Source organism: Actinacidiphila glaucinigra (genome assembly GCF_900188405.1).
Lineage (GTDB): Bacteria > Actinomycetota > Actinomycetes > Streptomycetales > Streptomycetaceae > Actinacidiphila > Actinacidiphila glaucinigra.
Window position 1 is genome coordinate 226,891 of sequence record NZ_FZOF01000005.1, and the last position, 22,001, is coordinate 248,891.

Sequence of the window (22,001 nt, forward strand, 5' to 3'; positions counted from 1 at the left end):
TCGGCCACGGGGCCGGGGCTCAGGACTCCCGTGCGGAGGTGTACGCGCCCGCCGGGTCCTGCTCCGGGGCGCGCCTGGCGGCGCCGCCCGTCGCCACGATCCGCGACGCCGGCCGCACGGTCGCGCGGCGGCGCCGGGCCAGGAGGCGGGTGGCGACCAGCGCGGCGGCGCCCGCGGCGACGAGCACGGGGATCGCCAGGAGCCCGGCACGGTGGAGCAGTTCGGTGGCGGCCGCACCGGCGAAGTAGCCGAGCAGCACGTTGCCGACGCCCCAGACCAGCGACGCGGCGCCGCTGTAGAGGAAGAAGCGGCGATAGGGCATGCCGGAGGCGCCGGCGACGAAGGGCAGGAAGGTGCGGACGAAACCGACGAACCGCCCGGTGAACACCGCCGCCCCGCCGTGCCGCACCAGGAACTGCTGGGCGCGCCCGGTCCGGCTGTCGGGCCGTATCCGGTGCATGCGACTGCCCGGGTGCCGCTCGCAGTGCCGTCCCAGCGCGAAGCCGAGGCTGTCACCGAGCATGCCGCCGGTGACCACGACGGCGGCCAGGAGCAGGGGGTTGAGGTCCCCCCGGCCGGCGATGGCCGACGCCAGGAGGATGACCGTCTCCCCGGGGAGCAGCAGGCCGACGAACGCGCTGGTCTCCCCCGCCGTCACGGCGAACACGACGGCGTACGTCCACCATCCGGCCGCCTCGATCAGGCCGTCCAGGTGCATGGCCGTCAGCCCGCCTGCCGCAGCGGCGCCGCGTCGGGCGCGCGTCGCGCCCAGCCCCGGTACGGCACGAGGCGCGCGGTGAACCAGGCGAGCACCGGCACGCCCGCGGCCAGGAGGGAACCGGTGACCGGGTCGTCTGCGGTGGCCACCGCCGCCGCGACCGAGGACACCGCGACCGCCGCCACGGCGATGCGCGCCCAGGCGGCCGGGACGGTGGCGACGACGGCGAGCGCCGTCAGCAGGTACCAGCCCGCCCCGGCACCGGGCAGTGCGAAGTAGTCCGCCAGGTAGTCACGGGCGGGGGACGTCCCGCGCACCGGCACCCGGCCCATCGACGCGGAGAGCGCGAGCCCGGCCGCGCTGGAGAGCAGCAGCGCCACGGCGACCCGGACGTAGACCGCGGGGTGCCGGTTGGCCAGCCAGAGCAGGGTCACCGCCATCAGCGGCCAGGGGGCCACGGCGTGGATCCGGTCGAGCGCGTGTGCCGCGTCCTGCCCCAGCTCCGTCCAGCCATCACTCGCGGATGGGGATGGGTTCACCGCGGCCTCCTGATCAGCCGGTTCCGCGTCGCCACGGCGGCGCGTCGACATCGTCTTCCGATCAGGCAACCGGACCCGGCTCTCCACTTATTTCCGCCGTGACGCACCTAACAGCGCCCGCCGGCCCGGCGGTACGGTCAGCCGGGGCCGTGGCCCTCGCGGCCCGGCGCCCGCAGGCCCTTGGCCTCGGCGTTCCCCAGCAGCGCGCGCTCGGTCTGCAGCGGGGTCGGCGCGGCCGGCAGGGGGCCCGCATGGACGGGCCTGCAGGCCTCCAGCAGGAAGGCCACCAGGCGGCGCCACGCGTGCGGGGCGGCGCCCCGGGTCACCTCGATGACGCCCGCGTTGGCCATCAGGAACAGGAGGACATCCTCCGGGACGACGTCCTCGCGCAGGACTCGTGCCTCCTGTGCCCGGCGCACGAGTTCGGCCACGGCACGGTTCTGGCGCTCGCACGAGCCCGCGGCGACCCGCGAGTTGGGGAGCCTGAGGACGAGCAGGTCGCTGATGCCGCGATCGGCCGCCATGGCGCCGCACAGCCGCTCGACGAACGTGCTGAAACCGGTCCACGGGTCGTCGCAGAGCAGCGCCTCCTCGGCGATGGCCCCGACCCGCGTCAGCTCCTCCGCGAAGGCGGCCTCGACCAGTTCCTCGCGCGACGGGAAGCGCCGGTAGAGCGTGCCCGCGCCGACGCCGGCGCGCTCGGCGACCTCGTCCAACGGCGCGTCGAGACCCCGCTCCTCGAAGATCTGGCGCGCGGCGGCCACGATCCGCCGCCTGTTGCGCAGCGCGTCCGCGCGCAGTCCCCGTTCGGCGGATCGGGGGCTCTCGGTCGCTGCCATGTACCCAGGCTACCAAGCGGAGAGGACACTCCGGATGCCGCCGCGCAGGGTCCTATCCGGCTGTGCCGTCGCCGGACGATGTCGCGGGCGGGATGGGGAAGTTGCGGTCGAAGACGTTCTCCGGGTCCCACTCGGCCTTGAGTCGGCGCAACCGCGCGAGGACCGGTCCGGGGAAGGCGTCCGTCAGGCGCGCCGGGTCGGTGTCCGTCTCGAAGCTCAGGTACATGCCGTCCAGGTGCGGGTACAGCCGGGCCCACTGGGCGTTCATGCGCGGGACGAAGTCCGGCGCGGTGGCGCCGAGTACGGAGAACTCCTGGGTGCGGTGCGACCAGGCCATGGCGTCGGCGGGAACGTCGTGGACGGCGCCGCCCATCGAGCGGAACTGCATGATCAGGAGGTCGCCGGACTTCATCATGGCCTCGACGGTCTCCGCGGCCTCGCGGGTGATGTGCGTGAGCAGTCCGCTGCGCGTGTCCTCCAGGCCCTGCCCGCGGTGCGGGTTCCCCGGCGGCGCCACGATCGCGTGGTAGGGGGCGAGTTGGGCCTGCTGGTCGAGGACCGGCCCGGTGCCCAGGAAGGGGGTGAGGGCCCGCTGCGCCTCGTCGACGTCGTCCCCCGCGTACACCAGTGTGATCCGCGCGGTCACCGGCGCGCCGCGCCGTGCGGGGAAGAGGGACAGGAAGCTGCTGATCTCCCGCGGGGCGGCCTCGACGAGGCGGCCCCATTCCATCAGGAAGTCCGCGGTGTCGCCGGCGTCGACGACGAGCGTGGCGTAGGCGACGTCCTCGACCTCGTAGGCCCGCAGCTCGAAGGCCGTGACGATGCCGAAGTTGCCGCCCGCCCCGCGTATCGCCCAGAAGAGTCCGGGGTGGTGCTCCGCGTCGACGCGGAGCCTGCGGCCGTCGGCGACGACGATCTCGGCCGCGGTGACGTGGTCGATGGTGAGTCCGTACTTGCGGGCCAGGTAGCCGATGCCGCCGGCGGTGGCGAGTCCGCCGACGCCGACGTCGCCGTAGTCGCCGGAGCTCATGGCCAGTCCGTACGGGGCGAGTGCGCGCGCGACGTCGCCCCACCGCGCGCCGGGCTCGACGCGCACGCGTCCGGTGGCCCGGTCGAGGACCTCGACCGCGTTCATCCGGGAGAGGTCGATGACGACCCCGCCGTCGTTCGTCGAACGGCCGCTGATGCCGTGGCCTCCGCTGCGCACCGCGACGGCCGCCTGCTGGCCGCGCGCGTAGCCGAGGGCCGCCACGACGTCGTCGGCGTTCTCCGCGCGGACGACCAGGGCGGGCGAACCGGTACGGGTGTAGGTGTGGCGTACGTCCTCGTAGCCGCGGTCGCCGGGCTCGACGGCCTTGCCGGCCAGGGAGTCCGGGAGGGCGTCGTAGTCGAGCGTGCCGTGCCGCGCGGCGAGGACGGCCACCGGGCGCCGCGGTGCGGTGCTCGTCCCCGCGGCCGCCCTTTCACGGGCGACGGCCTCGCGCAGGGCGGGCGCCACCTCCTCGCCGAAGGTGCGGATCACGTGCGGGTCGTCGCGGCCGACGAAGAACCCGGAGAAGCCGTCCTCCAGGACGAGGGGCAGCAGTTCCTCGACCCACTGCGCGGGCGGGCCCTGCAGGTGACCGCGCCGGACCGGGGAGAAGTCCACCCGCAGGAGGTTGAGCAGGCGCCGGATCTCGCCGGGGTCGCGGCCGGCCGCGAGGGCGGCCTCGTCGATCGTCTTGTTCGCCTCGGCCATCCCCGGGGCCCGCAGGTACTCCAGTGTGGGCAGCCAGCCGTCGGCCTTGCGGCCCGTCAGGCGCAGCATGCGCGGCTTGTACGCGCCGAGCCAGACGCCGATGTCGTGGGCGGGGCGCGGGCCGCGCTTCATCCCGGGGACGGAGTGGTACGCGCCCTGGAAGCTCAGCGGGCCGTGGGCGTCGCCGTCCCACACGCCGCGGATGACGTCGAGGGCCTCCTCCAGCGCCTCGGCGCCCTGCCCCGGCGTCAGGCGGCGGCCGCCCATGCCGTGCACGGCGTCGGGGAACGCGCCCGCGCCGAGGCCGAGTTCGAACCGCCCTTCGGACAGGAGGTCCAGGCTCGCCGCCGTGCGGGCGAGCATCGCGGGCGGGCGCAGCGGCAGGTTCGTGACGTTCGCCGAGACGCGCAGGCGGCTCGTCCGTGCCGCGACCCAGGTCATGAGCGTGTACGTGTCGAGGAAGTCCGGGTTGTAGGGGTGGTCCTGGAACGTCGCGACGTCCAGGCCCGCCGCCTCGGTGAGTTCGGCCAGCGCCACGGCCTGCGCGGGGTCGTGGGCGGCCGGGGTGATGAACGTGCCGAGCAGGAGTTCGTGACCGTGGTCGGGCATGACGTCGTCCTCTGAGTGCGCTGCCGGACAGTCCATCTGTCTGACAAATAATATATATCGCAGCACATCTGTAGACCCACATATTCCACGGCCAAAGACGGAGGGGGGAGGTACGTGCGCACGCCCGACCGCCGCCCGTACGGACGGCGGTTGCGGCCGGTGGCGGCGGACAGCGGCGGGGGCACCTTCACGGCGCCCCCGGGTCAGTTCGCGGAGCGGCGCCGTCCGCGGCGCGGGGCGCGGGGCGCCTCCTCGGCGATCCCGAACTCGACGACGACCTGGCAGGGGTCGGCGGTCCCGTCGCGCCCGGTCACATGACGGGCGAGGGCGCACAGCATGCCGCGGAACGCCTCCCGCGACTCCTCCGGCAGGGCGCCGAGCAGGTGCTGCTCGACCAGGCCCACGCGGGCGCGCAACTCCTCCCAGCGCTCGGCGCCGTGCTCGGTGGCGAACACGTGCCGGCTCCGGCGGTCGGCGGGGTCGGGCCGGCGCTCCACGAGGTCGGCGGCCTCCAGGTCGTCCAGAAGGTACGTCATGACCGTCCGGTCGACCCCGAGGCGTTCGGCGAGGGACTTCTGACTGCCCGCCTCACCGGTGGCCGCGGCCGAGAGCACGAAGTAGCCGCGGGGGCCGCCGGGGATGTCGCCGACAGCGGCCTCGACCGCCTTGGCGTAGGCACGGAAGACCGCGCCGATGGCGAAGCCGAAGTCGTCGTCCAGTCCGGACGGCCGGGGCTCCGGGGCCTCCGCGCCGAGGCTGCGCTGTGAAGTCACATGGACACCCTAATTCACTTCGGTTCGACATATTGTCTGCTTGACAGACTATCTTCGAGACATAAGATCTTGCTGACATCCTTCTCCGGGACCCGATGCCGCCCGACGGAACCCCGCGGGCCCCGCTCCGGGGCTCCCGTCCGCAGACAAGGCCCCCCATGCCACCCCGAACAGCCCCCCGTTCCCCGCGTTCCCCGCGCCCGGCGCGTCCCGCTCGCCCTCGCGCCGTCCTGGCCGTCGTCCTGCTCGGCGTCTTCGCCTTCGCCCTGCTCCAGTCCCTGATCAACCCGGTGCTGCCCCGGTTGCAGGAGGAGCTGGGCACCACGCAGACGCACATCACGTGGGTCGTCACCGCCTTCCTCCTGTCGGCGTCCGTCTTCACACCCGTCCTCGGCCGCCTCGGGGACCGGTACGGCAAAGACCGGATGCTCGTCGTGGCACTCGCCGCGCTCGCCGTGGGGTCACTGCTCTCGGCGGCCGCCACCGGCATCGGCGTGATGATCGCCGGAAGGGCGGTGCAGGGCGTCGGCGGCAGCGTCCTGCCGCTCGCCTTCGGGATCGTCCGGGACGAGCTGCCGCGGGAGCGGATCCCCGGCGCCATCGGCCTCGCGTCGGCACTGACCGCCGTGGGCGGCGGCAGCGGCGTCGTCCTGGCCGGACCGCTCGAAGACGCCCTGGGCATCAGGGCGTTGTTCTGGCTCCCGATGGTCCTCACCGCCATCGCGGCGGTGGCGGCGCGGATCGTCGTGCCGCCCTCGCCCTCCCGGAACGACGGCCCCGTCAGCTGGGCGTCCGCACTGCTCATGGCCGGCTGGCTGATCGCGCTGCTCGTACCGCTGACCCAGGCCCCGGTGTGGGGATGGTCGTCGGGCAGGGTGCTCGGGCCGCTGGTCGCGGCCGTCGCGCTCGCCGCGGCCTGGATCACGACGGAGCGCCGCTCGGCGGGTCCGCTGGTCGACATGCGCATGTTGCGCGTCCCCGCGGTGTGGACCACCAATCTGGTCTCGCTGCTGCTCGGCGCGAGCGTCTTCGCCGTGCTCGGCTTCATGCCCGCCTTCCTGCAGACCCCGCCGGAGAGCGGATATGGCTTCGGTGCGAGCGTCACCCGCGCCGGGCTGCTCCTGCTGCCGATGACGGTGGCGATGTCCGTCGCCGGCCCGGTGTCGGTTCGGCTGACGCGCCTCGTCGGCGCCCGCACGGTGCTCACCTCCGCGGCCGCACTCAACGCCCTCGCCCTGGCGGGGCTCGCCCTCCGCCACGACCGCGCCTGGCAGGCGGTGGTCGCGATGGTGCTGCTCGGCACGGCCTTCGGGGGCGCCGTCGCCACGATGTCGAACATCGTCGTGGCCGCCGTCCATCCCGGCCAGACGGGCGTGGCGGCCGGTGTCAACGCCAACGTCCGCACCGTCGGCGGCGCCCTGGGAGCAGCGCTCATGGGAGGGATCGTCGGCGCCCGTGCCGGGGACGGCGGGCTGCCCGCCGAGGCCGGGTACACCTGCGGCTTCGCCGTGCTCGCCCTCGCCGGGCTGGGGGCGGTCCTCGCCGCGTGGCTGGTGCCCCGCGAGGGCACGGCCGAACCCGCCCCGGCGGAGCACCCGATCGCCGTCCGCTCCTGACGGGACGCCGCCGCGGACCGCCGGCGGCGGCGAGGCCGGCGGGCGCCGGCTCAGGAGCCGGAGGAAGCGTCGTCCTTCCGCAACAGGGGTCCCCCGGCCGCCAGGCGCATGAGCGGGGTGTCGAAGCCGACGTCGGCGGCGGTGCGTTCGGCTCGCGTGGCGCTGCCGTCGAACCGGTGCCGGTAGCCGGACCAGGCCCGGCCGGCGATCGTGTCACCGCCGCTGCCCATCAGCGCCGCGAGCTCGACGGCCGCCCGGCCGATGCGGTCCCCAGCGCCGACGCACCCCAGTCCTCGGGGGCGGCGAAGACCGACGTCGGCACGGAGAGCGCGTGGGGCAGGCGAACATGGGACAGACGTGGTCCTCGACGACCAGCGCGTGACGCGGGCTGCCGGCCGTCGCGGCGAGCAGCACGGGCCTGGCGACGACGAGGCCATCGTCCAGGACGTCGAAGAACGACTTGAACAGGCCGCTCACACCCGCGGTGCAGACCGGGGTCGCGGTGATCACGCCGTCGACGGCGGCCAGTTCTCCGATCGCCGCCCGCGGGCCGTCACCGGGATGCCCGGAGACGATCGCGCGGGCGATGTCGACGGCGAGCGGGCCGAGTGCGATCGAGATCGAGCGGGTGCGCCGTGCGGCCCATCCCGCCCGGCGCGGTGACGGCCCGGTGGACGATGCGGTCTGCCGGCAGCCTCGAGCGTGGCCCGTCCCACCGGCACCCGGGCAGGGTCACGGCACGCGGGCGGTCCACTCCGGGGAGCCGAACTTCGTGGCGACGAGTTCCTCGGCGCGGGCCAGTTCCTCGGCCGTGACGCTCCCGTCGGTGAGGCCGTACCGGGCGCGGAAGGACTCGATCATGCGGTCGATGACCGCCTCGCGCGGCAGCCCGGTCTGGCGGCGCAGCGGGTCGACGCGCTTCTGGGCGCTGCGGGTGCCCTTGTCGGACATCTTCTCCCGCCCGATGCGAAGCACCTCGAGCATCTTGTCGGCGTCGATGTCGTAGGACATCGTCACGTGGTGCAGGACCGCCCCCGCCCCGCCGTCCGGGGCGACCACCCGCTTCTGCGCGGCGCCGGCGATCTTGCCGGCCTCGGTGGCGATGTCGTTCAGCGGCTGGTACCAGGCCTTGATGCCCATGTCGCCGAGGGCGTCGAGGACCCAGTCGTCGAGGTAGGCGTAGGAGTCGGCGAACGACAGCCCCGACACCAAGGACGCGGGCACCGAGAGGGAGTAGGTGATGGTGTTCCCGGGCTCCACGAACATCGCGCCGCCGCCCGAGATCCGCCGTACGACGGTCAGGCCGTGGCGCGCGGCGTTGTCGGCGTCGACCTCGTTCGCCAGGGACTGGAAGCTGCCGATGACGACCGCCGGGCCGCCCCATTCCCACACCCGCAGGGTCGGCGGGCGGCGGCCGGCCGCGACCTCGGCGGTGAGGACCTCGTCGAGGGCCATGTGCAGGGCCGGGGACTGCGGCGCCTCGTGGATCAGCTGCCAGTCGTAGTCGGTCCAGTCCGTGGCCTGGGCGAGGGCCCGCCGCACGGCGACGGCGATCCCCTCCGCGGTCAGGCCGTACATGACCGTTCCCTCGGGCAGGGCCGCCTCGATCCGGGCCGCGAGGCCGGCGGCGTCGGTGTCGGCGGGGGCACCTTCGAGGGCGCGGTCGATGGCGGAGATCGCCTCGTCCGGCTCGAGGAAGAAGTCGCCGGCCACCCGGACGTCGCGGAGCACCCCGTCGTGGTCGTCGAGGTCCACGACCACGAGCTTCCCACCGGGCACCTTGTACTCACCGTGCATGACGACGACAACCGTCCCGGCCGTCTCTTTAGTCCCGGCGGCTGCGCCGGGCACGGACGGGGCGGGCGCGGCGCTCTCCGCCACGGGGCGGATGTGCCTGTACTGAGGGGGCCGGCGATGGAACACTGAATCCGCAACCAGTCGTTCAGGGGGATCCGACATGACTGCCGCCCGGCCGGGCCACGAGCCCGCCACCGGTTCACCGCTCGCCGTGCAGCGCGGGGGACCGACCGTGCTGCGCATCGTCCTGGGCACGCAGCTGCGCCGGCTGCGCGAGTCCCGGCGGATCAGCCGCGAGGCGGCCGGTGAGGCGATCCGCGCGTCGCACGCGAAGATCAGCCGCCTGGAGCTGGGCCGGGTGGGCTTCAAGGAGCGCGACGTCGCCGACCTGCTCACCCTGTACGGCGTGACCGACGCCCAGGAGCGCGCCGACCTGCTGGCGCTGGCCCACCGGGCCAACACACCCGGCTGGTGGCACCAGTACGCCGACGTCCTGCCGAGCTGGTTCGAGACGCACATCGGCCTCGAGGAGGCCGCGCACACCATCCGCACCTACGAGGTGCAGTTCGTCCCCGGCCTGCTGCAGACCGAGGCGTACGCCCGGGCCGTCACCCGGCTCGGTCACCCCCGCGCCTCCGAGCGGGAGATCAGCCGCCGCGTCGACCTGCGGATGACCCGTCAGGCCCTGCTCTCCAAGCAGGACGCGCCGCAGCTGTGGGTGGTGCTCGACGAGGCCTGCCTCCACCGGCCGCTCGGCGGCGCGGAGGTGATGCGGGGTCAGCTGGAGCATCTGATGAAGGTCGCCGCCCTCCCCAACGTGACGCTGCAGATCGCCCCGTTCGACATCGGCGGTCTGGCCGCCGCGGGCGGCCCCGTCACCATCCTGCGCTTCTCCGAGCCCGACCTGCCCGACATCGTCTACCTGGAGCAGCTGACCAGCGCGCTCTACCTGGACAAGCAGGACGACGTCGAGCACTACCTGACCGTCATGGACCGGCTCGCGGCCGAGTCGCAGCCGCCCCGCAACACCGGCCGGATCCTGACCCGGCTCGTCGACCGGCTGGGCTGAGCACCGCCGCCGTGGGTGAACTGCCCGCGACCTTCCCTAGGATGACGGTTGCCCGGCGTCATCGCGGAGAAGGATGGATGTCATGACGGACGACGTCTCCTGGGTCGACCAGACCAAACCAAGCATCGCGCGCGTCTACGACTACCTGCTCGGCGGCAAGGACAACTACGCCGTCGACCGGGAGATCGGCGATGTGTTCAAGCAGGACCTGCCCGGCTCGGTGGCCATCGCCTTCGCCAACCGTGCGGCGCTGATCCGTGCGATCCGGGAGATCGCCACCACGACCGGTGTACGGCAGTTCGTCGACCTCGGCAGCGGTCTGCCGACCGCGGACAACGTCCACCAGGTCGCCCAGCGGCACGTGCCCGGCTCCACGGTGGTGTACGTGGACAGCGACCCGATCGTGCTCGCCCACGGCAGGGCGCTGCTGGAGCAGAACGACGACACCCGCGTCATCCAGGCCGACATACGCGAACCCGAGGTCATCCGGAACCACCCGCACACCCTCGAGGTGATCGACTTCGACAAGCCCGTCGCCGTCATCCTCAGCGCGATCCTCCACCACGTGAACGACGACGAGGACCCGAAGGGCATCGTCGACTACTGGCGCGACCAAGTCCCCGCCGGCAGCTACTTCTTCGTCAGCCACTTCCGGTCCGGCAACAACCCGGAGACGGCCGAGGCGGAGCGCATCCTCCAGCAGACCTTCGGCCGCGGCCGGTGGCGCACCGACAAGGAGATCGAGGACCTGCTGGACGGCTTGGAGATCCTGGAGCCGGGGATCGTCCCCGCGTCGCTGTGGCGCCCGGACGCGGGCGACGGCGTCTCCCGCATCGGCGACGCCGAGCGCGAACTCACCGTCTGGGAACGGCTCATCGCCGCCGGGCTGGCCCGGAAGCCGTAACCGCGGGCCCATCCCCGCCGCCCCACGTCACACGCGCGCGCGTCAACTCCGCGACGCGCGCGCGACGATGGCCCGCACCGCCGGGCACGGCGGCAAGAGCGGCCCGGGACCGCCGGGGGCCACTCCGGGGCCCCGGGTCCGCTGTGTTCATCAGACACCCCGTGACGCGATCCGGCGAGCCGGACTGACCCACCCGGGTTCCCGCGCAACCAGGCGCGATGGACACATGTGTGACGGGCCGTCCGGGACGCCGGGGGCGAGCGTGCCGTCAGCGGCTGTCGCCGCGCCAGTCCCAGTGGACGGCGTCCTCCGCGCGAGGGGCGTACCGGGCGCGGCCGCCCGCGCCGAACCGGCCGACGTCGGTGCGCAGCTCGGCACCCGCCGAATGCTGCGAATCCGTCCAGCCGGTCACGTCGAGGAGCAGCCCGTCCAGCGGGCCGCCGACCAGCTCCCGGTAGAGGTGCCCGGGCCGGGGGCCGGGATCCGGGTCGTCGACATCAGCACCGTAGACCCTGGGTCGCATCAGCTCGTCCATGGTCTCCACGGTGTCACCCGGCACCGACAATCCCCCGGGGCACGGCCCGCGCCGGCCCGGAGGGAGCCCGGACCGGCGCGGGAAGCAGGCGGGTGCCGGTCGCCGCTCGCCGGCGTCCGCGTGGAGACCGGACCACTGCGCGGTCCCCACGGCGCCAGGCGGCGTACTCCCGCCACCGGTCACCCGCGTCAGGTGCAACCGGTGGGCGGACGCGGTCATTCCCGTCGCGGGCGGCGGGACCGCCGAGGGCGGGCGTCACGGACGGTTCCCCTTCCGTGACGCAGGACGTTTGTACCGAATGGAAGATTTCGTTTATACCTGGATAAAGAGCCCATAAGGCTCCAAGCCGTGCCCGCTCTCCGCGCACCTCGAGGAGTACCGGATGTCCCACGGAGCACACTCCGCTCCCGCCGTCCCGCACCCCGACCCGGTCTCGGCACGCGACTGCCCGTCCTGCCTCGGGTGGGGCACCCGGATCACGGCGCGGGGGCACCAGTTGTGCTCCGCGTGCCAGCACCCCGCGCCACCGCCCGCGCCGCCGGCCGCCGAAGCCCCGGTTCCGGCGGAACTCCGGCGGTGCGGGCCCCCGGCCGCCTGAGCACCCGGCCCACCGGCCCGCCCGCGGCACGATGCGGCCATGAGCACAGAGGGCCGAACCGCCCACTCTCACAGTGCAGTTCCGCCGCTTCCCGGGCCCCTCGGCCCGCCTGTCCGAATAAGATCCACTTCAGTCGGGTCAACAGGCAGGCGGCAGCGGAGGACCGGGTACACGCACATGGCCGAACAGATCGCCAATCCCCCTCCGGGCCGTGCCGCGCTCGCCGTACGGTGCCGTGAGGTCGTCGAGTCCGAGTGGTTCGGCGTCACCGTCTTCGCCCTCGTCCTCGCCAACGCGGCCGTCCTCGGCGTCGAGACGTACGACGGGATCACCGCCCGCTGGCACGGCTCCCTGAAGCTGGTGGAGCACTGCTTCCTCGCGGTCTTCACCGCCGAGGTCGTCTTACGGGCCTGCGCCCACGCCGACCGCCCCCGGGATTTCCTCCGCGACCCGTGGAACCTCTTCGACCTGGCCGTGGTGACGCTGGCGTACCTGCCCTTCGCACGCGAGAACGCCACGGTGCTGCGCCTGCTGCGGCTGGCCCGGGTCGTACGTGCGGCGCGCTTCCTGCCGCAGCTGCGCATCATCATCGTGGCCGTCGGCAAAAGCCTGCCGGGCACGCTCAGCTTCCTGCTGGTCGGCACCATGCTGCTGTACGTCTACGCCATGACCGGCTGGGTCTTCTTCGCCGACGCCGACCCCGAGCACTACGGGTCCATCGGGCGGGCCGCCCTGTCGCTCTTCCTCCTGATCACCCTGGACGGCATCGGCGACGCCGTCCACGGCGGCCTGCAGATCTCGCGGTGGAGCCTGCTCTACTACGCCTCGTATGTGCTGATCGGCTCGTTCGTGCTGGTCAATCTGCTCATCGGCGTGGTCATCAGCTCGCTGGAGGAGGCCAGGCAGCTGGAGCACGAGCGCGAGCACGAGGCATCGCAGCAGAATGCCGACGGAGACGGAGAGCCATCGTGCGACCTGCGGGAACGCATCGCCACCGCCCGGCGGGCCCTGGACGAACTGGAGGAGGGGCTGGCTCTCGTCGGCGCGCGGAGCGCGGGCCCGGAAGCCGTCATCGCCGCGGCCGTCCCGCCCCCTGAGCCCGCCTCGTCCGGCGCGCGCCCGGCCGGGTCACCGGCACCGACCTGAGGCCGCGCGCCGCACGCCAGGCGCCCGCGTCGTACCCCCGGTGGGGTCAGAGCGTCAGGACGCGGCCGAACAACCCCACGGCGATCAGGAGCGTGACGGCGAAGATCGCCACCAGGGCCACGACCTCCCAGGTCTTCGGGACCTCGGGGGGTTCGGCGTACGAGATCCCCGCGGTGGTGCTCTCCTCGCAGGCCGGCGTCGGAGTGGGCGCCACCCGGGCGCGGTGCGGGCGCAGGGCGGGCGCGGGCTGCGCCGCGGCGCCGCTCGCGGCGACGAAGCCCGGGCCGATCGTGGGGCCGATCGACGGCCTGGGACGGATCAGTGTGTCGGACATGCTCACCACTCCGGACGTTCCTCTGGCGGAGACGGGATCGCTCCGCGCGGCGTCACGTCGGGCGGCGGCAGTCGGCACGCTCCGGAACCTCGTCTCGGTCCGCGGAGGTCTTCGCTGTCCACTGCCCGGGCAATTCATCTTATATCCGCACGAAGAGTTCCACGCTCAGCGGCTCTCCGCCCCGTCGACGCGCGTGATCACCTCGTCACGCATGGTGGCCGACCGCACTCGTCCCCCTCGCGGAACCGCACGATCCCCTCGGGACGGGAGAGGATGAGGCGTGGGCTCACGGGGGCAACGCCGAGGGAGAGCGCTGAAGATGACCGACGCACTGGTGCTCGGCGGCGGCGGAGTCGCCGGGATCGCCTGGATCACCGGACTGCTGGCCGGGCTCGCGGACGCGGGGCGGGATGTGACGGGTGCCGAGGTGCTGGTCGGGACGTCGGCGGGGGCGACGGTCGCGGCGCAACTGGGCAGCGGGCTGCCGCTGGACGAGCTCTACGCCCGGCAGACCGAGCCGGAGCTGCAGTCGGCCGAGATCATGGCCGACGTGGATCTGGCGAACTTCGGCGCGGGCATCGCCGAAGTGCTGCAGGGCATCGCCTCCGTCCCCGACATGCGGCGCGCGGTCGGCCGGTACGCCCTCGGCACCGAGACCGTGCCGGAGGCGGAACGGCGTCGGGTGATCGAGTCCCGTCTCCCCTCGCACGACTGGCCCGCGTCCCGGACGGTGCGCATCGTCGCCGTGGACGCGGAGACCGGGCAGCCGCGGGTCTTCGACGGCTCGTCCGGGGTGGCCCTCGTGGACGCCGTCGCCGCGAGCTGCGCCGTGCCCGGCATCTGGCCGCCGGTGACGATCGACGGTCGGCGCTTCGTGGACGGCGGGGTGCGGTCCGCCTCGAACACCGACTACGCCGGGGGCGCCTCGCGCGTACTGGCGATCGTGCCGATGGGGGCCACGGAGCTGTTCCCCAGCGAGCACCCCCTGGAGCTCGCCGTGGCGGAACTGCGGGCCGCCGGCGCCGAAGTCGCCGTCGTCGGACCGGACGAAGCGTCGGTGGCGGCGATCGGCACGAACCCCCTCGACCCCGCCACCCGCCGCCCCGCCGCCGAGGCCGGCCGGGCGCAAGGCCGTGAACTGCGGCCCCTGTGGAGCGGGGCGTGACCGCGCGGCTGCCCCGCCGAGACCTGCCTGACCGTCAGACCCGGCTGAGCAACGGCGCAGCACCGCGAGTTCAGCCTCGGTGACCTTGAAGGTCGCGGTGTGGGCTGACTGCTGCCACCGCCCCGGCCGGTCGTCCCACCGCCGCCCTGATACGCGGGTCGTGAGCCGGGTGAGCGATCATCGTGCGATGGACGTGGACACCTGGCCGGTTCTCCCGGACACGGAACGGGATCAGTGGAACTACCTCCCCGGCCGGACCCTGGGGCCGCTGCGCATGGACATGCACCGGGAAGAGGTCATCGCGGCTCTGGACGCGCACGGCTTCACCTCCAAGTCCGACGGATACAGCCCAGGGTGGGATCCCGTCTGCTTCGCCAAGGAAAGCTCCCCCCTGAGCCAGGCGGCGGTGGAGTGCTACTTCTACACGGACGGAGAGCTGGCCTACGTCCAGGTCGACGGACGCCTGGGGCCCCAGGTGACCTGCGAGGGAATCCGGCTCATCGGCCGTGTCCCGTCACAGCTCGCGCAGGAGATGGAAGCTCACGCGAACGCGCACGACATCGGCGTGCGGTACAGCCCCGCAGGAGACTTCTCCTGCGACGGCTTCCAACTCGAACTCGGAGCCCAGCGCGCCGGTGACCAGGTCGTGTCCTGGGCCCTGTTCTTCATCTCGGGAGACGACCACTCCAACACACGCGACAACGCGCCCAAAGCGGTGTGGCACCGCTGGTAGAAGCACCGGCCCGCGTCCCGCGCCGCCCGCTCACGGCCGCACCCCGGCCAGTCGGAGCACCGCGTCCAGGCCGCGGTGCGCGCCGGGCGCGGCGCCGGCGGGCAGGACGTAGGAGCGCAGTCCGGCGCCGGCCGCGCCGCCGTCCTTGGCGGGGTGGTCACCGACCATCAGCGTCTCGGCCGGGTCGGCATCCAGCGCTCCGCAGGCGTGCCCGAACAGGACGGGGTCGGGCTTCTCGGTGTCGTACGCGTAGGAGTGCACCCACGCGGAGAAGTGGTGGTCGAGCCCGTGGTGGGCGAAGGTCGGCCGCAGGTCCCAGCCGACGTCGCTGACGACGCCCAGGGCGATGCCCGCGTGCCGCAGGGCCTCCAGCGTGGGCCGGGCGTCGGCGTACGGCACCCAGCGGGCGGGGGCCCGCAGTTGGTCGTAGAGCGCGTCGGCGTACGGCGCGAGTTCGGGGACGGAGGCGTACCACGTCGTGAAGGCGTGACGGTGCGCCTTCGAGGAGACGTCCCGCCCAGGTTGCGCGCGCACCACCTCGGGGTCCGCGAGCCCCGCCTCCAGCCCGTCGAGCAGCCGCTCCATCTCCGCCTCGTCGACGGGCCGTCCGAGCGCGCCGCGGATGCGGTCCGCGTACGAGGCGATCTGGAACAGGGTGCCGGAGAAGTCGAAGAGCACGGCGCGCACGGGCAGCGGCCCGCGGGCGGCAGCCGCGGCACGCAGGGGACCTTCGGGACCGCAGACGGGAGCGTGTGTCATTCGATCTTCCTACCGCACGCTCCGGGCACGCCACCAGGGTCGCCCGGACGGCGAGGGGGGGTCAGCTCGCGGCGGTGGCCGTCCCGAAGCGGGCGACGTAGTGCCACACCTTCTTGAGCGCCTGCCCGTCGTGCCGCCCGGTGGCGGCCGCCAGGCCGATCGCGCGCGGGTCGAGCACTCCGTCGACCGCGATCCCGGCACCCAGGTCCACGTACTCCTGGCCGCGGTAGGCGGGCCTGAGGCGCAACTCCGCCACCGTGAGCCGGAAGCCGCCGTGCCACTCCAGGGGACACGGCAGCCGCCGGGCGGCGGTCTCCACGGCCGTGCCCCGGTAGCAGGGGTCCAGGACGAACGCCTCGACGTCGTCGTCCAGGCGCACCGATCCGTGGACCTGTGCCTCGATGTAGTCGTCGAGGGCGTCCTTGGAGTCTGCCAGGGCGAGCGCGATCAGCCCCATGCGCTCCCCGACGCCGAAGTCGGAGGGCTCGAAGCAGCTGTCGGGGTAGCAGAACGTCGTCCGCGCCAAGGTCCGGGCGGTCAGGCGGAAGTGGGCCGACCCGAAGCGCGGTGCGGCGCCGACCGTCCTGCGGCGGAAGTTCAGCGCTCCGTACACGGGTCGTTCGGCGGCCGGCACGGCGTCGTACGCACCGTTGAAGATGCGGCTCTCCCAACGCCGGCGGTCGCCACCTGGGCGGGCGGTCAGGCCGCCGTTGCTCGTCCCCGTGGCGAACTGCGAGAGGTACACCCCGCCCCTGGCCAGGGCCTCCAGCACCGTCTCGCCCCGCGACACGCGGTCCGGGTGGAAGTTCAGCGTCACGCGCAGCGCCGGATCGACCGGAGGTCCGGACGACAGCCCCGCCACATGGCGCAGGGCCCGCTCCCGCGGGGTCGGGGCGGCGGCGTCGGACGTCATCCCCGAAGTGTCGCGCGGACTAAGGAGAGTTCGCACACGCATATCCCCGGCCACAGGAATGATGTCACCATGCAAAGATCATCCCTGGGGGCATTCGCCCTCGTCCTCGCCGTGACGGCTTCGGTCGGTGCCTGCGGGTCGGGCGACGCCGACCGGGCGCGCGACCTCGCCCGTGAGGCGTGCGCGAACTACGAGATGTTCCTCACCTCGGACTTCAGCACTGCGGACGCCCGGAAGACGGCCCACCGAAGGGTCGTACCCGCTCTCGAGGACAGCGCACGCCAGGCCGCCCAGGCCGCGCGTCTCGACTCCGACTGGCAGGAACTCGCCCTGGGACTGTCCCGGGTGGCGCAGCAGACCTCGGCAAGCCTCGAACTCGCCGACCTGCAGGCCGGCACCACGCGGTCCGACGGCCCGGACGACGAGGAGGAACTCCAGGCCAGCATCCTGAACCTCGGCGGCGAGATCGACGCCCACGACCCCAAGGCGCAGTGCCTGAAGACCCAGGACTCCTGACGGGACCCGCTGCGGCGGCCCGATGGCGGCGTACCCGCGCCATCGGGCGCCGTCGCGTGCGCGTGCGCGTCCGCGGTCTCAGACCGCCGCCGTCAGCTCCTCGTACTGCCGGTCGGTGAGCCGGATGCCCGCGGCGGCGATGTTGTGCTCCAGGTGGGCGACCTTCGATGTGCCCGGGATGGGCAGCATGACGGGTGAACGCCGCAGCAGCCAGGCGAGGGCGAGCTGGGACGGCTGGGCGCCGTGCGCCTCGGCGATCCGGTCCAGGGGGCCGCCCTCCCTGGCCAGTCCGCCCGTGGCGAGCGGGAACCAGGGGATGAAGCCCATGCCGTTCCGCTCGGCGTGGGCGAGGACGTCCTCGGACGCGCGGTCGGCGAGGTTGTAGCGGTTCTGGACGGAGACGACGGTCGCGGTCCTCGAGGCCTCCTCGATCTGGGCCGTGGTCACCTCGCTGAGCCCGATGTGCCGGATCTTGCCCTCCTGCTGCATGGCGGCGAGTTCGCCGACCTGGTCGGCGATGGGCACCTCGGGGTCGACACGGTGCAGCTGGAGCAGGTCGATGCGCTCGACGCCCAGGTGGCGCAGGCTCAGCTCGACCTGCTGCCTCAGGTACGCGGGCCGCCCGACCGCGACCCACTCGCCGGGTCCCGGGCGTACGAAGCCGGCCTTCGTGGCGATCACCAGGTCCGGCGGATAGGGGTGGAGTGCCTTGCGCACGAGCAGCTCCGCGGTGAAGGGGCCGTAGGAGTCCGCGGTGTCGATGAAGGTGACGCCGAGGGCGACCGCACGCCGCAGGACCCTTACGGCCTCTTCGGGGTCCGGGGGATCGCCCCAGACCCCCTCCCCCGTGAGCTGCATCGTCCCGTACCCCAGCCGGTGGACGGGCAGGTCACCGCCGAGCTCGAAGGTGCCTGAGTCGTGGGCGTTGGCCTCCGCGCTCATGGATGTCATGGGGTCTCCTCGCGTCGTGCCGGCGGACGGCTGCTCACCAGCTTCGACGCCGGGCCCGCTCTCCGCGCGGCGGACTACGCCGACCGGCCGCCTGCTCACCCCCTGCCCGCCCGGGACGCCAGGACGGTGTGCGGGGCGTCCTGCCCGGGCCCCGCCGTACCGCCGTACCGACGCGCCGTCAGCCGAGCGCCTCCTTGAGGCTGCCGTGGCCCGTGGCGGCCAGGATCGACTCGCGGACCTCGGGGCAGCCCTCCCGCGCCGCGGTGTCGAAGTCCGCGGCGTTGCCCGGCTGCTGCTCCGGGTGGTCGGCGAGCCAGGTGGCCAGGTCGATGGCCAGCGCGGCCTGTGCGCCGACGCCGGAGCCGACGTCCTCCACCTTGGACCGCTCATCGGTGAGGAAGGCACAGAACGATGCGGCGTCGACCGGGTTGGCGTCGGCGCCGCGCGACGGGTCCCCCGCCGAGGCGGTCCTCGACGCGCTCGCGCTCGCGTCCGGCGCCGGCGCGCCCGTCGACGGTCCGGCGCCGGCTTCGGCGCCCTTGCCGCCGCACGCGGTCAGGAGCAGCAGCAACAGGGCTGCGGGCACTGCGTACTTCATGGTTCCCCCTCCTCCTGGACGCCCCCACGGCGTCCGGTGCCGCCATCCGACGGCATCGTCCCGCGCAGGTCCCGCGCATGTCCCGGGAGCCGACCGGATCGGTACCCGGCGGTGACAGTCCCCGGACGTCGCGGCCGAAGAGGCCTGCTCCCGCTATTGGTTGACGCTTCATCGAGGGGCCATCCGACGAGGCTCGACACGTCAACGCGGTTCGGCCAGGCTGATCCGGGCATGTCAATCAGGCCGTGCACTCCCCCACCGCGGTCGACCAGGAGGAAGCAAGTGAAGAGAAGCTCGCGTATCGGCAGGGTCGCGGCTGTCGTCGGCAGCGCGGTCGCACTGGTGATCGCCCTTCCGGGGACGGCTTTCGCCGCCCCGCCCACCGCCCTGCCCGCCAACGCGGACGGCTTGGAGCAGACGTTCCAGCCGGCGTTCGACTACGACACGGACGGCTGCTACGCCACCCCCGCCATCGGCCCCGACGGCACCATCAACCCGGGCCTGAACCCCACCGGCGCCCTCAACGGCAACTGCCGCGACCAGTCGGACCTGGACAACACCAACGGCTACGCCCGCTACAAGTGCAACAACGGCTGGTGCGCCATCATCTACGGCCTCTACTTCGAGAAGGACCAGGCCATACCCGGCATCAGCCTCGGCGGCCACCGCCACGACTGGGAGCACGTCGTGGTCTGGGTGAAGGACGACCAGGCCCAGTACGTGTCCACCTCGGCGCACGGCAACTTCAACGTCTACGGCCGCGACCAGATCCGCTGGGACGGGACCCACCCCAAGGTCGTCTACCACAAGGACGGCGTGGGCACGCACTGCTTCCGTCCCGCCAACACCAACGACGAGCCGCCGGAGAACCACTACCACGGCTGGCAGTTCCCGGACCTGATCGGCTGGAACGGCTACCCCGCGGGCCTGCGCGACAAGCTGAGCCAGGCCGACTTCGGCAGCGCGGTCTTCGGGCTGAAGGACGGCAATTTCAACGCCCACCTGGCGAAGGCCAAGCCGGCGGGCATCCCGTTCGACCCCAACGCCTGACGCGTACGCCGGGACGGGGCGGCGCACCGCCCCGCCCCGCCCCGCCCCGGCGTACGGCCGCGTCAGACGGCGTCCAGCTCCGCGATCTCCTCGGCGGTGAGCACGAGTTCCACCGCGGCCACCGAGTCGCGGATGGTCTCCGGGCGGCTCGAGCCCGGGATCGGGATCACGTACGGGGACTTGGCGAGCATCCACGCCAGGCACACGCGCTGCGGGCTGACCCCGTGGGCCTGCGCGACCCGGGCGAACGGCGCGTAGGCCGAGCCGAGTTCGCCGGCCCGGGAGATACCGCCGAGCGGGCTCCACGGCAGGAAGGCGATGCCGAGGCGGTCGCACAGCTCGAGCTCCGGCTCGCTGGAGCGGAAGGCCGGGGAGAACTGGTTCTGCACGGAGACCAGGCGGCCGCCCAGGATCTCGTCGGCCAGCCGGATCTGGTCCGGGTCCGCGTTGGAGACGCCCGCCATGCGGATCTTGCCCTCGTCGAGCAGGTCGCGCACCGCGCCGACGGACTCCGCGTACGGGACCTGGGGGTCGGGGCGGTGGAACTGGTAGAGGCCGATGGCCTCCACGCCCAGCCGCCGCAGCGAGTCCTCGCAGGCGCGCTTGATGTGCTCGGGCGAGCCGTCGAGGGTCCAGCGGCCGTCGCCGGGGCGCAGGTGGCCGCCCTTGGTGGCGACGAGGACCTCGGAGCCGCGCCCGTGGGACGCCAGCGCCTTGGCGATCAGGGTCTCGTTGTGGCCGACCTCGTCAGCGCCCAGGTGGTAGGCGTCCGCCGTGTCGATCAGGGTGACACCGGCGTCGAGCGCCGCGTGGACGGTGTCGATGGACCGTGCCTCGTCCGGCCGGCCCTCGATCGACATGGGCATGCCGCCCAGGCCGATCGCGCTGACCTCGGTGTCGCCGATGCGGCGAGTCTGCATGTGTCCGTGGCCTTTCTCGGCTTGCGTCTCGGCGCTTGCGTACCGACGGCGCAGTGATTGCGCACTGATGGCGTGCCGGCACGACCGGATACGGACCGCGGCCGTGCGGGCACAGTGCAAGCCTCGCCGGAGCTGCACCCACACGTCCAATAGAAGAAAGCGAACACATTCAGGAGCTAGGCTTCTGAATCATGGAGCTACGCCATCTGGAGTACTTCGTCGCGGTCGCGGAGGAGCACCACTTCACCCGCGCCGCCGAACGCCTCATGATCTCGCAGTCGGGCCTGTCCGCCTCCGTGCGCGCCCTGGAGCAGGAGCTCGGGACGCCCCTGTTCGTGCGCAGTACCCGCAGCGTGGAGCTGACCGCGGCGGGCCGGGCCCTGCTGGACGAGGCCTGCCGGACGCTGGCGAGCGTACGGGCCGCCAAGGAGGCGGTGGCGGCGGTGCAGGGCCTGATGCGCGGTGTGCTCACCATCGGCACCGAGCAGTGCCTGGCCGGGGTCGACGTGCCCGCGCTGCTGGCCCGCTTCCGCGCCCGGCACCCGGGCGTCGAGGTCCGGTTGCGGCAGGCCGGGTCGGCGGCCCTGGTGCAGGACATCACCAGCGGCCGGCTGGACGTGGCGTTCACCGCCCTGAGCGGGGAGGCGCCCGAGGGGGTGCGGCTGCGGCCGATCACCCGGGCCCCGATGGTCCTGCTGTGCCATCCCGGGCACCGGCTGGCCGGGGCGCAGAGGGCCGGCTGGGCCGATCTCGGCGGCGAGGAGTTCGTGGACTTCCACCCCGACTGGGGCGCCCGCGGGCTCACCGACCGGGCCTTCGCGGCCAACCGGGTGGAGCGCCGAGTCGCCCTGGAGGTCAACGACGTGCACAGCCTGATCGACCTGGTCCACCACGGCCTCGGGATCGCCGTCGTTCCGCAGCCCATCGCCCGCAAGGAGCACGCCGCGGGGCTGCGCACCGTGGAGCTGGCGGGGGCCGAGGACCACATCTGGGAGGTGTCGGCCGCCCTGCCCCAGGAGGACCGGGTCTCCCCCGCCGCCCGCAAGCTGCTGTCCTACCTGCCGTGACGTCGCCTTTCCCGCCCCCACCGGCGGCCCCGCCGCGGACCTGCGGGCGCCCGCACCCGCGCGCACACTGGTCCCGGGGGCGCGGCGCCGCCCGCCCGTCCCGTACCACCGCGC

Annotated in this window: 24 protein-coding genes; 9 read left to right on the top strand and 15 right to left on the bottom strand. The window is 73.3% G+C overall.

The window, feature by feature from the left end:
* Positions 1-19 precede the first annotated feature (19 nt).
* The 5 genes from CHF15_RS12225 to CHF15_RS12245 all read right to left on the bottom strand — a co-directional run bounded on the left by CHF15_RS12225 (position 20) and on the right by CHF15_RS12245 (position 5,216).
* A complete protein-coding gene (locus tag CHF15_RS12225; protein ID WP_089223754.1) occupies positions 20-718 on the bottom strand; it encodes a DedA family protein in 699 nt (232 codons plus the stop codon).
* Positions 719-723: 5 nt separating this feature from the next.
* Positions 724-1,257 (bottom strand): hypothetical protein, encoded by a 534-nt coding sequence (locus CHF15_RS12230; protein ID WP_089223755.1) that lies wholly within the window; start codon positions 1,255-1,257, stop codon positions 724-726.
* Positions 1,258-1,394: 137 nt separating this feature from the next.
* Positions 1,395-2,096, bottom strand: coding sequence for a TetR/AcrR family transcriptional regulator (locus CHF15_RS12235; protein ID WP_089223756.1), 702 nt, complete (start codon positions 2,094-2,096; stop codon positions 1,395-1,397).
* A gap of 52 nt (positions 2,097-2,148) precedes the next feature.
* The gene (locus tag CHF15_RS12240) at positions 2,149-4,443 is read right to left on the bottom strand and encodes an LLM class flavin-dependent oxidoreductase (RefSeq protein WP_089223757.1); all 2,295 of its coding nucleotides are present in this window, start codon (positions 4,441-4,443) and stop codon (positions 2,149-2,151) included.
* 203 nt (positions 4,444-4,646) lie between these two features.
* Positions 4,647-5,216, bottom strand: coding sequence for a MarR family winged helix-turn-helix transcriptional regulator (locus CHF15_RS12245; protein WP_089223758.1), 570 nt, complete (start codon positions 5,214-5,216; stop codon positions 4,647-4,649).
* 158 nt (positions 5,217-5,374) lie between these two features.
* Here CHF15_RS12245 and CHF15_RS12250 point away from each other — a divergent pair, with 158 nt between their 5' ends.
* Positions 5,375-6,832 (top strand): MFS transporter, encoded by a 1,458-nt coding sequence (locus CHF15_RS12250; RefSeq protein WP_089223759.1) that lies wholly within the window; start codon positions 5,375-5,377, stop codon positions 6,830-6,832.
* A gap of 50 nt (positions 6,833-6,882) precedes the next feature.
* Here CHF15_RS12250 and CHF15_RS45440 read toward each other — a convergent pair whose 3' ends face one another.
* The 3 genes from CHF15_RS45440 to CHF15_RS12260 all read right to left on the bottom strand — a co-directional run bounded on the left by CHF15_RS45440 (position 6,883) and on the right by CHF15_RS12260 (position 8,629).
* Positions 6,883-7,062, bottom strand: a complete 180-nt coding sequence (locus tag CHF15_RS45440; protein ID WP_220093282.1) for a hypothetical protein — start codon at positions 7,060-7,062, stop codon at positions 6,883-6,885.
* Positions 7,046-7,342 carry an NAD(P)H-dependent oxidoreductase gene (locus tag CHF15_RS46690; RefSeq protein ID WP_410169634.1) on the bottom strand — a complete coding sequence of 99 codons (297 nt, stop codon included), beginning with the start codon at positions 7,340-7,342 and terminating at the stop codon, positions 7,046-7,048. Before CHF15_RS46690 ends, CHF15_RS45440 begins: the two co-directional genes overlap by 17 nt.
* Positions 7,343-7,564: 222 nt before the next feature.
* On the bottom strand, positions 7,565-8,629 hold the full coding sequence (locus CHF15_RS12260; RefSeq protein ID WP_089223760.1) for a lipoate--protein ligase family protein: 1,065 nt from the start codon (positions 8,627-8,629) through the stop codon (positions 7,565-7,567).
* 160 nt (positions 8,630-8,789) lie between these two features.
* On the opposite strand from CHF15_RS12260, the gene CHF15_RS12265 reads away from it, so the two are divergent.
* The gene (locus tag CHF15_RS12265) at positions 8,790-9,698 is read left to right on the top strand and encodes a helix-turn-helix domain-containing protein (RefSeq protein WP_089223761.1); all 909 of its coding nucleotides are present in this window, start codon (positions 8,790-8,792) and stop codon (positions 9,696-9,698) included.
* A gap of 82 nt (positions 9,699-9,780) precedes the next feature.
* The gene (locus CHF15_RS12270) at positions 9,781-10,602 is read left to right on the top strand and encodes an SAM-dependent methyltransferase (RefSeq protein WP_089223762.1); all 822 of its coding nucleotides are present in this window, start codon (positions 9,781-9,783) and stop codon (positions 10,600-10,602) included.
* A gap of 268 nt (positions 10,603-10,870) precedes the next feature.
* Here CHF15_RS12270 and CHF15_RS12275 read toward each other — a convergent pair whose 3' ends face one another.
* Positions 10,871-11,137, bottom strand: a complete 267-nt coding sequence (locus CHF15_RS12275) for a hypothetical protein (protein WP_089223992.1) — start codon at positions 11,135-11,137, stop codon at positions 10,871-10,873.
* A gap of 775 nt (positions 11,138-11,912) precedes the next feature.
* Between CHF15_RS12275 and CHF15_RS12285 the strand changes: the two genes are divergently transcribed.
* The gene (locus tag CHF15_RS12285; protein ID WP_089223764.1) at positions 11,913-12,881 is read left to right on the top strand and encodes an ion transporter; all 969 of its coding nucleotides are present in this window, start codon (positions 11,913-11,915) and stop codon (positions 12,879-12,881) included.
* Between the two features lie 46 nt (positions 12,882-12,927).
* On the opposite strand, the gene CHF15_RS12290 is transcribed toward CHF15_RS12285, so the two are convergent.
* Positions 12,928-13,215 carry a DUF6480 family protein gene (locus CHF15_RS12290; protein WP_143681555.1) on the bottom strand — a complete coding sequence of 96 codons (288 nt, stop codon included), beginning with the start codon at positions 13,213-13,215 and terminating at the stop codon, positions 12,928-12,930.
* 319 nt (positions 13,216-13,534) lie between these two features.
* On the opposite strand from CHF15_RS12290, the gene CHF15_RS12295 reads away from it, so the two are divergent.
* Entirely contained in the window at positions 13,535-14,380 is an 846-nt protein-coding gene (locus CHF15_RS12295) for a patatin-like phospholipase family protein (RefSeq protein ID WP_089223766.1), read from the top strand.
* Between the two features lie 187 nt (positions 14,381-14,567).
* Complete coding sequence (locus CHF15_RS12300; protein WP_089223767.1) at positions 14,568-15,113, top strand: hypothetical protein; 546 nt, start codon at positions 14,568-14,570, stop codon at positions 15,111-15,113.
* Between the two features lie 30 nt (positions 15,114-15,143).
* On the opposite strand, the gene CHF15_RS12305 is transcribed toward CHF15_RS12300, so the two are convergent.
* The gene (locus CHF15_RS12305) at positions 15,144-15,872 is read right to left on the bottom strand and encodes an HAD family hydrolase (RefSeq protein WP_089223768.1); all 729 of its coding nucleotides are present in this window, start codon (positions 15,870-15,872) and stop codon (positions 15,144-15,146) included.
* 61 nt (positions 15,873-15,933) lie between these two features.
* Positions 15,934-16,785 (bottom strand): DUF3626 domain-containing protein, encoded by an 852-nt coding sequence (locus CHF15_RS12310; RefSeq protein WP_089223769.1) that lies wholly within the window; start codon positions 16,783-16,785, stop codon positions 15,934-15,936.
* Positions 16,786-16,854: 69 nt separating this feature from the next.
* On the opposite strand from CHF15_RS12310, the gene CHF15_RS12315 reads away from it, so the two are divergent.
* The gene (locus CHF15_RS12315) at positions 16,855-17,301 is read left to right on the top strand and encodes a hypothetical protein (protein ID WP_143681556.1); all 447 of its coding nucleotides are present in this window, start codon (positions 16,855-16,857) and stop codon (positions 17,299-17,301) included.
* Positions 17,302-17,379: 78 nt separating this feature from the next.
* Here the strand turns inward: CHF15_RS12315 and CHF15_RS12320 are convergent, their stop codons facing one another.
* Positions 17,380-18,252, bottom strand: a complete 873-nt coding sequence (locus CHF15_RS12320) for an aldo/keto reductase (RefSeq protein WP_179279757.1) — start codon at positions 18,250-18,252, stop codon at positions 17,380-17,382.
* Between the two features lie 178 nt (positions 18,253-18,430).
* Positions 18,431-18,850 (bottom strand): hypothetical protein, encoded by a 420-nt coding sequence (locus CHF15_RS12325; RefSeq protein WP_089223772.1) that lies wholly within the window; start codon positions 18,848-18,850, stop codon positions 18,431-18,433.
* Between the two features lie 282 nt (positions 18,851-19,132).
* Here CHF15_RS12325 and CHF15_RS12330 point away from each other — a divergent pair, with 282 nt between their 5' ends.
* On the top strand, positions 19,133-19,900 hold the full coding sequence (locus CHF15_RS12330) for an NPP1 family protein (RefSeq protein WP_089223773.1): 768 nt from the start codon (positions 19,133-19,135) through the stop codon (positions 19,898-19,900).
* 62 nt (positions 19,901-19,962) lie between these two features.
* Here CHF15_RS12330 and CHF15_RS12335 read toward each other — a convergent pair whose 3' ends face one another.
* Positions 19,963-20,820: an aldo/keto reductase gene (locus CHF15_RS12335; protein WP_089223774.1), complete on the bottom strand. Its 858-nt coding sequence runs from the start codon at positions 20,818-20,820 to the stop codon at positions 19,963-19,965.
* 191 nt (positions 20,821-21,011) lie between these two features.
* On the opposite strand from CHF15_RS12335, the gene CHF15_RS12340 reads away from it, so the two are divergent.
* Positions 21,012-21,887, top strand: a complete 876-nt coding sequence (locus CHF15_RS12340) for a LysR family transcriptional regulator (protein WP_089223775.1) — start codon at positions 21,012-21,014, stop codon at positions 21,885-21,887.
* Positions 21,888-22,001: the final 114 nt, after the last annotated feature.